The following is an 11,477-nucleotide window of genomic DNA, read 5'->3' on the forward strand; positions in this document are numbered from 1 at the left end:
AAATTTTAAAGGGTTAAACATCATGTATTTTTTGTCTTTTTTTGTCCGAATTGTATCATCAACGAACCATAGAAAGTTCGTCCCGCTGTAGTTGTACCATAATTCAGGCTGTGATACGTTGTCTCATAATAATTGAAGATATTATCGATTCCCGCATTCACCTCGGCATTCCATCGTTTGCCCAATTTGAATTGGTGACGGGTATTCAGCCTCCAAAGATTATAAGCCTTGCCATTTCCATCATCCTGATAATAACGTTTACTCTGAATACGTCCATAAACTCCAATGCCAAGACGATAGTTACTCCGTCTCCACGCATGCGTCCAGATGGCACTCACAGTAGCACGATGATGAGCCATACCATCAATAATGACATGTTTCATTACTTGATCTTCTTCATCATATTGGTTCGCTTCAGTATCCAGATAGCTATAACCTCCTGTCAGAGTCAGTGATTGGACCGGTGTCCATTTGGCATTCACATCCACCCCATAAGTACGGGCATCATCCATGTTCTGATACTGGCGTACACGGGCAGGATCATAGGTAACAACCAGATCACCCGGAGCCTGCGAAAGAGGAATAGTGACTAGAGTTATCATATTATCTACCCAGTTACAATATCCCGTGACATTGATACTGAAACGAGTTCCATTATATTCCAGTCCACCGGAAACATAACGGCTGGTCTGTGGATCCAACTCCGTATTTCCCAGATTCAATGAGATTATTGACATCTGACGGATATAACGGTAATGCAATTCTTTCAGTGTCGGTGTCTTGAATCCTTCCGAATAGGTAGCACGCAGATTAAAAGCTCCTAACTTATAAAGTGCCGATACTTTCGGAGTGATGCGCACACCAAAGTTCTGATTCACTGTCAGTCTCCCTCCCGCTGTGATATTCAACCGTTCAATAGGCGTCCATTCATCCTGCGCATAGAAAGAGGTCGTATAATCGGATACCTGATCTTTTTCATCCAGTCGACGGGGAGCATCCAGCCAATTGATTTCCGTATCAGTACCCACACTCAAACGATTGAAGTATGGCAGATTGAATATACCTTTCAACTGCAATAACAAGCGGCTTTGATCGCTTTGCAATCCTTTATCACCAGGGAAATATGGAAAACTGATCTCCTTGCCACTATCATCATACTCCTTATCCCAAGTCTCGCGAGTGTACATATAATAATAAGCATGACTATCATAGTTGACGTCCAGCATAATGCTATTGCTATTTTTCAGCTTCAACTTACCTCCTGTCGCAACAGAAGAGTTACGATAAAGGAAATCATAAGTCTTATAGTCAGGCACTCCGCAAGGACGATATATCCGTTTGCGATAAAAGCTACCGTCAGCGTAAAGGCTCAAATCCTTTGTAGCCTGATAATCGAAACGCTGTGCCACTTGCCAGTCCGTATAGCGATTTACAGTCTTATTGATGGAATTGGTTATAGGATATTCATAACGGTTCGGATCTTCATAAGTTGTATTCTGCCATCCGTCTGAATGCTTCAGTTGGAAATTAGTGGAAGAAGTAAATTTACCAACCTTGAACTGTACGGTATTCGACTGCCGGAATTCTCCATACGATCCGCCGCGACTTGTATTTTCTATCAAAATATTTTCGCGGTGTTTCTTTAATATAATATTCACCACTCCTGCAATAGCATCACTTCCGTAAAGTGCCGAAGCAGCTCCTTTCACGATTTCAATACGTTCAATACGAGCCGGATCGATCAAGCCCAGATTATTCTGTCCGCCTACATCACCATGCATCTTCTTACCATCAACAAGGATTAATATATAACCATTGCCGAGTCCTCCCAATTGCATATTGGCTCCCATATCACCAGCACTAAAATCAAAAGAAGCACACAGTCCGCTCAAAATATCTTCCAAGGTAGCCCCTGCATAACTATCCAGCATTTTGCGGCTAATCACTTCCGTCTGCACAGGTGCATCTTTCAGATAGTGTTCCGTTCCCGTACCTGTCACCACTATTTCAGGAATCGAATCCTGCATGGCGACATTGCTCTGTGCACTTACCTCTGCGGATAAAGACAACAAAACAAGTCCTGCTAACCATATTTGTCTCATTCGTTTCATCTACCTTTTATTATCATTAAAGAGAAATAAGGAAATTCCCTTGCCAATATATCTTTCTTATCACACGTATAAAAATCCCCGTCCGCTCCCACATTCTCGAAATAATGACAGACAAGTCTTTCCTCCAAACTTATAAAATGCTTCACTTCCCCCTCACACTGCGATAATTTCATCACTACCGCCACTTCACTACCGGAAGCAATCCGGCTGAACAGTTCTCCGTCCACTTTTCCCGGACACACCGTCAACCGTTCTTCCTGTTCCACAATGGAAAGACCGATGGAAGCCGCCGCTGCAATAAACGCCGGAACACCGGCAATCTGCTTGATAGGTATCCCCACTTTCTTGAGCTTTCCGACCAAATAACTGGTAGAAGAATAAAAACCGGCATCTCCTTCAGCCACTATCGCCACACATAAACCTTCCGAATACAGGCTGACTATTTCTTCAAAAACCTTATCGTAAGCCTCATAAGCCATCTCACGCTTCTTACTCATCGGCAATGTATAGCGTCTGATAGATTCTTTCTTTATCTTCAATTCTTTCAGAAGAACAGAAGACCGGGAACGCGCATTTGTTTTCGGGCAAAAAATAGCATTTGCCCGACATAGTGTAGCACCTCCTATCAAAGAGATAAGCCCCGCTTCACCCGGACCTAAAGAAACGATATATACCGGTTTCAAATCTTCCATCTTTCTTATCGATTATTTCTTATCCTTATTTTCTAAAACGAATCGTCAGGCTTGCATAGAAAGCTCTTCCCGGTGTAATGGTCGAATAAGGTTTCTTCGTATTCCAGGGACGGTCGTCTACCCAGTCGAACAGGTTCTCAACACCCAAACCGGCATTCAGAATGAAATATTTCAGATTGAATGTATGTCCTGTATTCAAATCCCAAAGCATAAAACCGGATGAATCATAGTCATACGTTTCGGAATATCTCTTTCCCTGTCCGCGACCAACCATATTGATGTTCAGTCCATACAATCCCCAGTTCTTAGACCATTGCGCATTTACGTTTCCTGCATACTTGACACTTTTGTCAATCGGTTTGTCCGTTATCAGATTTCTTGCATCCAACAGCGTATAGCCGGCTCCCAGATTGAATCCAAGTCCCAGGTAAGCATTTGCATTTACATTCACCCCTTTGATTCTCACTTTATCGATGTTGTCACGCTGGCGCACTTCATCATAATCACCGTACTGTGCAGCTTCTTCATCGCTCAAAGTACGGTAATTAATCATATCCGTCACATTATTTACAAAAGCCGTTGCTGATACAGAAAAACGGGAATGAGTATATTCCAGATTCAATGAGAAATTCTTGCTTTCTTCCGGTTTCAGTTCCAGATTTCCGATAGTATAGCGATTGGTAGTCTTTGCCAGATCCGTAGCGTAAATTTCAGAAAGAGTAGGCGTGCGGAAACCTGTTGCAAAAGACAATCGGCCACGGAAACCACCCTCCCTATACATAATAGAAGCTGTCGGAGTGAAATGATCTTCAAATGTTTCATTATAAATGTAACGCAATCCCACTACTGCTTGCAGAGATTCGGCAATCGTCCACTCATCCTGTGCATATAAAGCCATGGTGTAGAGCGTCTTATTAGAGATATTGTCCGATTCACTTTCCAGCTTTTCATCCAGATATTCCAATCCGGCAGACAGTTTGTTCTTGCTGTTCACCTTGATAATACTCTTCACATTTCCCCGGTAAAAATATTGTTTCTTACGAGTTTCCTTATCTCCAATCTTGAAGTCACCGCTTTCCTGAATATAGTCATAAGCCGACTTGTAATTGTCCGAATAGAAATCGGCATCGATATATGCTTTCTTATTCACAATATACTTCATACCGAAACCATACGTATAATTCTCATGATACATATTATATTTATATTCCGTTACCGGACGGTCATTCAGGAATTATAGTACGAACCCTGTGCATACAGCGTTGTCTTATGATTCAGAGAATAAGAGAAACTCTGGTTGACCGTATTCGAATGATAACCGGTGAAAGCCTGTTTATCGGTAGGATCCAGTTTCACTTCCCCTTTTTTATTCACCGTTTCGGTCATCGGATGAAGTTTCCAGCCATCCGACTGTTGGCGTTGGTAAGAAGTATACGATGAAAGTTTGCCAACATTCAAATCCAGATTCACAGCTTCCGAAAAACGTCCGTGGTCACTCACCTTGGTAGTGCTCGATGCGTCAATCTTGTTTTTGCTGTCATCCGTGATGATATTAATAACTCCACCAATGGCATCACTACCATACAGCGCAGATGCCGAACCGTTCAGTATTTCAATTCGTTTCACGTTTGCCATGTTGATGCGCATCAACGCATCATCGCCAATCAGTTTCCGTCCGTTCACTAATACAAGGATATAATCGCTATTCAAGCCATTAAGCACCATTCCGTTCCCATACCGCTGGTAGAGAAAGAAAAGTTAGAAGTGAGTTTGGTAAGAGCCTCCTCAAGATTCGTAACATTGGCCTCCTTGATATCTTTGGCAGTCAATACATTTACCGGGATGGGACTATCCACCATCCGGCGATGTGTTCCGGTTCCGGTCACTACCACCTGGTTTAAATTGTTATGACTTTCCGTCATGCGTATCACGACGTCATTTACACTCTTTGAAGTGGAATACCGTTGCGGTTCATAATTGAGATGTGATACTTGCAGGGTTTGTTTGCCATCAGGCAATCCCTTGATTATAAACTCTCCTTTTGCATTCGTAGTTCCCCCCTGCAGACTATGGTCCACCCGAATATTCGCTCCGACAACAGGCTCTCCGGTTTCAGAATTCAACACACGCCCCTTGATTGTAACCTGAGCGGACACAACACAACATACACCGACCAACATGGTGGTCAAAATAAGTTTTTTCAACATTTTGTGATTATGCTTAAATTTCTATAGTTTATGTTCTTAGCCCCGAGAACAAGTTAACTATTGTTTCTTCCTTAGGCAGGTTTCCTGACTTCATCCTGAAAGTTCGCCTTCCCGTGCATCCGGCACAGTGCAGTAGTAAAACTTTCAATAGATGGATGTTACAGTAGCGGGCACTGCTCCGGATTCACACCGGATTCCCTTTTATGTTCAATCGGACGATTGAAAACATCACCTAAAGTGCTGCAAAATTACTACATTTAATTTGTATCTCATAACATATCTAAAAATATTTTTAGTAACACGAAATTTACACTACCTCTCAAGAAAAGAAACTGATTATTATTGTACTTTTGCAACATTACCTCAATTAATTATTTTCAGGATGGAAAAGAGCGTTCAGACAGCAATCATTTTAATTTCCGAGTCAAGTCTGCCCATAGCCAGGAATATAAGCAGAGAGTTAGCAGAATCCGCCATATACCTCAAAGGAGAAGCAGAGGGATGCGAAACAATCACCTCGTACAGCGGATTTATGAAAGAACATTTTTCCGATTTTAAAGCAATCGTTTTTATCGGTGCACTCGGCATCTGTGTGAGAAGTATTGCTTCCTGCATCCGGAACAAATATACCGATCCGGCAGTGATTAACGTTGACAGTACCGGACGTTTCGTTATCTCCGTACTGTCCGGACATATCGGAGGCGGCAATGAACTGACACGAATCGTTGCGGGAATCACCGGAGGGGAAGCCATCGTCACCACCCAAAGTGATAATCAACAGTTGTGGGCGCTGGATACGTTTACCTCCCGTTACGGATGGAGAACTTCGGCAACACCGGCTTCCATGAATCAGGCTATTTTTCAGTTTGTGAATAAACACAAGACAGCCCTGCTGCTTAGTGTCAAGGATAAAGGAACGGCCGAACTTGAACAGAGCTGTCCGGAACATACAGATATCTATTATAGATTGGAAGAAATACCGCTGGCCGAATACCAATTACTCATCACTGTTGGTCCGTGGGAATATGACGCTCCTATCCCGACACTGCAGTTCTATCCGCCCGTGCTTCATATCGGGGTAGGCTGCAAAAAAGAATGTTCTCCACAAGGAGTCTGCATTTATATGAAAGATGAATTATTGCGACACCATCTTTCTCCACTTGCAGTGAAAAGCATTTCAACGATTGAACTGAAAAAAGACGAACCGTTGATTGCAGAATTACATACGCAGTTCTCAAACAGTGAACTACATATTTATAAAGCCGAAGAACTGGCAGATATCAGCGTTCCGAATCCCTCCGAAAAAGTGAAAGAAGTGACAGGCGTTGATGGGGTGGCCGAAAGTTCTGCTATCCGTGCCTCCGATTACGGCAGATTGTTGATGGAAAAGCAAAAAAGAATACTATCCGAAGGAAATAATTTCACCTTTGCCGTAGCACTTTCTGCTGATAGTGACCGCAACAACGGGCATATCGAGATTGTGGGGGCCGGTCCGGGCGACCCGGAATTGATTTCTGTAAGAGGCAAGAGAATGCTGGAAAAGGCAGACCTCATTCTTTATGCCGGCAGTCTGGTGCCCCGCGAACTGACGTATTACGCCAAACCGGGCGCTACCGTTAGAAGTTCGGCAGACATGACATTGGAGGAACAATTCACCCTCATGAAGTCTTTCTATGACAAGGGATTGTTTGTGGTACGTCTCCACACAGGTGACCCGTGTATTTACGGAGCTATTGCCGAACAGATGGCATTCTTCGACCAATACGGAATGAGGTATCACATCACTCCCGGCATTTCTTCTTTTCAGGCCGCAGCAGCCGCCCTCAAATCACAGTTCACCATTCCTGAAGAAGTGCAAAGCATTATCCTCACACGTGGAGAGGGTCGGACACCGATGCCCGAGAAAGAAAAACTTCATTTGCTGGCGCGCTCGCAAAGCACGATGTGCATCTATCTAAGTGCTGCTATTGTGGAGCAGGTACAGGAAGAACTCTTGCAAGCCTACTCTCCCGAAACGCCCGTAGCTGCCTGCTACAAACTCACTTGGAAAGAAGAAAAGATATATCGCGGCAAGCTGAAAGATCTTGCTCAAATTGTCCGTGACAACCATCTGACTCTTACTACCCTGCTTGTAGTCGGTAATGCCATCGACCACCGGGAGGGATTATCCAGACTATATGCTGATGAATTCAAACATCTTTTCCGCCCATGATACTGATTTTCGGAGGAACGACGGAGGGACGCACTGCCGCTGAAACCCTCGATGAAGCAGGACAACCCTTTTATTATTCCACACGTGGCACCCTTCAGGAAGTCACGTGCAGAAATATGACGCGACTGACCGGCAACATGGATTCAGAAAAAATCATTTCTTTCTGCCGTGAACACGACATCCGATTAATAATAGATGCCGCCCATCCATTTGCGCAACAACTCCACCTGAATATCTTCCTCGCGGCAAAAGAATTAACGATCAAGGTAGTACGTCTGGAACGTATCTATCCGGAATTATCGGAGGAAATCATTTGGTGTGATGACTTCGAAGATGCCGTCGCCCGTATGAAACAGGACGGTATAGAGAAACTACTGGCTCTTACCGGCACTCAAACTATTACCAAGCTACAAGGTTTCTGGAAAGAGCATGACTGTATCTTTCGGGTTCTGGAACGGTCGGAATCCGTAGATATTGCCATAAAGGCAGGATTCCCCAAAGAAAAACTGATTTTCTATCAACCCGAAGAAGATGAATCACTCCTTTTTAAGCAACTTTCCCCGCAAGCGATTATCACAAAAGAAAGCGGCAGTTCGGGAGGCTTCATCGAAAAAATAGAAGCTGCTCTGAAAAACGGAATCAAAATTTATGTGGTCCGCCGTCCTCCCCTGCCCGAGGGTTTTATTACAGTAAATGGGAAATACGGATTGAGACGGGCTGTTGAACTAAATGTACCGGGATTTTATGCCCTAAGAAGTGGATCACTACCGGAACCTGCGCAACAGCCGCAGCCAAAGCCGCTTTACTTGCATTGACAGAAGAATGTTTTGAAGAAAAAACGGAAGTGACATTACCGGATGGAGAAAGGGTCGTCCTACCTATATATAAGGTAGAAAAAACGGATGAGAATACCGCCACTGCCAGTGTCATCAAAGATGCCGGAGATGACCCGGACGTTACCCACGGACATCAGATTGTAGCCACTGTATCTTTTTCCGATTCTCCCGGCATACATTTCCTGCAAGGAAAAGGGGTGGGAAAAGTCACACTTCCCGGATTGGGATTAGCCGTCGGTGAACCTGCCATTAATTCGACTCCCCGGAAAATGATCGTCAATGAACTATCCTTGCTTTATGGAGGAGGGCTGGACGTAACTATCAGCGTTCCCGAAGGAGAAACACTGGCTCTGAAAACATTCAACCCGAAATTGGGAATTATTGGAGGGATCTCCATTATCGGAACTTCGGGTATTGTGAAACCTTTTTCTTCGGAAGCATTCGTCGATGCCATACGCAAGGAAGTGGAAGTGGCCTATGCAATTAATGCGGAACGATTGGTTATCAATTCCGGAGCCAAAAGTGAGAAATTTGTCCGGAGCCTCTATCCGAATCTCCCTCCACAGGCTTTTGTGCATTACGGAAACTTTATCGGAGAGACATTAAAAATAGCAGCAGAGACTGGTTTTCAAAAGGTAAGCATGGGGATTATGATAGGAAAAGCGGTAAAACTGGCAGAAGGACACTTGGATACTCACAGCAAGAAAGTCATAATGAACAAAGACTTTTTAAAAGAAATAGCTATTCAGTGCAGCTGTTCAGATGAGACTTTAGCATTGATCGAACAAATGACGCTTGCCCGCGAACTATGGGGAATACCAAACAAGAAAGATAAAGAAATTTTGTTCAACAAGTTGGTACAACTATGTCATATACACTGTACACCACTTTTTCCCAAAGGAGAGCTCGCCATTTTATTAATCAATGAGACTGGGGAGATTTCATATCAATTTCACTCTACCCTATTCTAAATCTATTATTGACAGGTTTATTTCTATACGGTTTTGAAATAAGTCAAGTCATAAAAAATAAGTTGAAATATAATCCCAGCGAGCATCTACTAGAGAATTAAAAAGTGAAAATTTGCTGTCACCTGTCACATGTTTGTATTTAAACATCTGACAATGAATGAGTAGTGGTGTGACGGCAGCATGTGACAGCACAGTGACAGTACTTTTGCTGTCACATGTTCTCCCACGATTCTTTCTTCTCTTCCTTTTCTCTTTCCTGAAAATCACAACCTGTATAGCTTCATATTTTTTAGTCATAGGAAAACATTCGTTTCATACCTTCAAACCATTGGTTTCATGGGATGGAACTTTAGTTCCATAAGCTTGAAACTCTAGTTCCAATTGCTTGAAACCATCAGTTTCAAGGCTGGAAACTCTAGTTTCTCTTTGTTGAAACTTTAGTTTCAAACAAAGGAAACTTGCTTGGAACTTGCTTCTAAAAGAAGGAGAAGAGGTGACAGCAAAAGTACTGTCACTGTGCTGTCACATGCTGCCGTCACACCACTACTCATTCACTGTCAGATGTTTAAATACAAACATGTGACAGGTGACAGCAATTTTTTACTTTTTAATTCTGTAGTAGAGTGTTAAGAGATTATATTTCGGCTCATTTCCATACAGTTTTGAGGATTTTTTGAATCAACTATATCTGCTATTCACTAGATAACCGGACACCAACTTGAGCAATACCTCAATGTCTTCCGCTTTTCGAACTTCATTCTCCGGCAAATGCAGCAAAAATCCTTCCGTCTGAGATTACCTGTTTCTATGTAAACATCAGATTCAATCTCACGCCCTGCCAGAATTCCATTTCGCAAAAGAGCTTTCCTGACCATCGCATATTTTTGACCATGCCCTTCAAGATGCATCTTTACAGAATATTCATTGTTGATTTTAAACAATCCCGTATTTTGGTCGAACATGATTCCTTTACGGGAAAAGAAGTTACTCAATGTACCATTCAGTGACAAGTCTTCAGGAGTTCCGATAGTCACACCGTTTTCTTTATCCATCATCCAGACTTTATCGGCAATCTGTAAAGCCAGTTCCAAATCATGGGTACTCATGAAAATAGTTTTCCCCGTATCGCGGGACAACCGATGCAACAGTTGCATCATCTCCACTTTACTTGGAAAATCAAGGAAAGCAGTCGGTTCATCCAGAAAAATCACAGGTGTTTCCTGCGCCAACGCTTTGGCAATCATCACCTTTTGTTTTTCTCCGTCACTCAACGTATGCATCATCCGACCGGTTAGCACCTCTATCCCTACACCGGCTATCGCACGGGAAACAATTTCTTTATCTCCTTTCTTCAACACTCCCCAAAAACCAGTATAAGGACTTCTTCCTAACGCTACCATCTCTTCCACCGTCATATTACGCAAGTCGCACTTTTCTGTCAGCACCACACTGATGACTTTCGACATATCCGCATCGGAATATTTCTCAACCTCTTTATTCATGATCCGGATCTCTCCCGACAATTTCGGTAGGAAACCGGACAGTGTATGCAACAAAGTGGACTTCCCCGCTCCATTGGCTCCAAGCAGACAAGTGAGTTCGCCAGCATAAATACTGGCATTTATATCACGGGCTACGATATGCGTTTTATGCTTTCCTTTATAGCCTGTGGCCAGGTTCCTGATAGTTATGGTTTCTTGCTCTTGCATGTTAAGTTTCTCCCTGTTCTGATTATCATTCATTTACCTCTCCCTTACGCTTACGGAACAACACCGACACTACCACCGGTGCACGACCAAAGCTGTGACGGAGTTGACCGGCAAAGCACCTTCAAATCCCGGCATACGGGCTATCAGATTACACAATAACGCCATTGCCGCCCCTACCAGTAAAGAAGAAGGCATCAATATCCGATGGTCGGAAGTACGGAACAAAGCACGGCAAAGATGCGGAACAGCCAGTCCCAGAAAAACAATCGGGCCACAATAAGCCGTTACAATCGCCACCAAAGCTCCGGAACAGGAGATTACCAACAAACGGGCACGTTTGATATTCAAGCCCAGATTTCGCGCATAACTGTCTCCAAGCAACAACAGATTCAATGTCTTAATCAACAGAAAAGAGAGTGGAAGAAGTACAGCCATTGTACAAAGGAATGGGAATAACTGGTCACCGGAAATACGGGAAAAGCTTCCTAATCCCCAAATGACATACGCGCGAATATCTTCTTCGACGCTGAAAAACTTCAATACTCCAATCACGGCATTGGCTACATAACCAATCATCACACCGATAATCAACAGAGTCACGTTTCCTTTTACTTTCTGTGAGGCGAAAGCAATAAGCGCCATGATAGACAATGCTCCTGCAATAGCGGCAACCGTCAGCGCCAATTCACCAATCAGCCCCAGACTGCTCAACGCCACTCCCCTGAGACTGCCAAGGCAC

Annotated in this window: 3 protein-coding genes, 4 pseudogenes and 1 riboswitch; of the genes and pseudogenes, 2 read left to right on the forward strand and 5 right to left on the reverse strand. The window is 43.5% G+C overall.

Going from position 1 to position 11,477, the window contains the following annotated elements:
- Nucleotides 1-20: 20 nt before the first annotated feature.
- The 3 genes and pseudogenes from DXA05_RS12730 to DXA05_RS12740 all read right to left on the reverse strand — a co-directional run bounded on the left by DXA05_RS12730 (nt 21) and on the right by DXA05_RS12740 (nt 5,010).
- Nucleotides 21-2,102 (reverse strand): TonB-dependent receptor, encoded by a 2,082-nt coding sequence (locus DXA05_RS12730; RefSeq protein ID WP_055235764.1) that lies wholly within the window; start codon nt 2,100-2,102, stop codon nt 21-23.
- 5 nt (nt 2,103-2,107) lie between these two features.
- Nucleotides 2,108-2,803 (reverse strand): precorrin-2 C(20)-methyltransferase, encoded by a 696-nt coding sequence (locus tag DXA05_RS12735; protein WP_128859216.1) that lies wholly within the window; start codon nt 2,801-2,803, stop codon nt 2,108-2,110.
- Nucleotides 2,804-2,828: 25 nt separating this feature from the next.
- A pseudogene (locus tag DXA05_RS12740) lies at nt 2,829-5,010 on the reverse strand (TonB-dependent receptor).
- 56 nt (nt 5,011-5,066) lie between these two features.
- Nucleotides 5,067-5,261, reverse strand: a riboswitch (cobalamin riboswitch).
- A 131-nt stretch (nt 5,262-5,392) separates the two neighbouring features.
- On the opposite strand from DXA05_RS12740, the gene cobM reads away from it, so the two are divergent.
- Together cobM and cbiD are read left to right on the forward strand one after the other, a co-directional pair.
- A complete protein-coding gene (gene cobM, locus DXA05_RS12745; RefSeq protein ID WP_008024875.1) occupies nt 5,393-7,222 on the forward strand; it encodes a precorrin-4 C(11)-methyltransferase in 1,830 nt (609 codons plus the stop codon).
- Nucleotides 7,219-9,029, forward strand: a pseudogene (cbiD, locus tag DXA05_RS12750) (cobalt-precorrin-5B (C(1))-methyltransferase CbiD). The gene cobM and the pseudogene cbiD overlap by 4 nt, the downstream one beginning before the upstream one ends.
- A 678-nt stretch (nt 9,030-9,707) precedes the next feature.
- Here the strand turns inward: cbiD and DXA05_RS12755 are convergent.
- Both DXA05_RS12755 and DXA05_RS12760 read right to left on the reverse strand, forming a co-directional pair.
- A pseudogene (locus DXA05_RS12755) lies at nt 9,708-10,771 on the reverse strand (ABC transporter ATP-binding protein).
- A pseudogene (locus DXA05_RS12760) lies at nt 10,764-11,477 on the reverse strand (iron chelate uptake ABC transporter family permease subunit); the annotation flags it as partial. The pseudogenes DXA05_RS12760 and DXA05_RS12755, both read right to left, overlap by 8 nt.

It is taken from the genome of Bacteroides sp. AM54-2NS (assembly GCF_003602935.1).
Classification (GTDB): Bacteria; Bacteroidota; Bacteroidia; order Bacteroidales; family Bacteroidaceae; genus Bacteroides; species Bacteroides xylanisolvens.

Bases quoted from the DNA above. Each gene is read 5' to 3' on its own strand.
- DXA05_RS12730 (WP_055235764.1), bottom strand. From the start codon at position 2,102: ATGAGACAAATATGGTTAGCAGGACTTGTTTTGTTGTCTTTATCCGCA.
- DXA05_RS12735 (WP_128859216.1), bottom strand. From the start codon at position 2,803: ATGGAAGATTTGAAACCGGTATATATCGTTTCTTTAGGTCCGGGTGAA.
- cobM (WP_008024875.1), top strand. From the start codon at position 5,393: ATGGAAAAGAGCGTTCAGACAGCAATCATTTTAATTTCCGAGTCAAGT.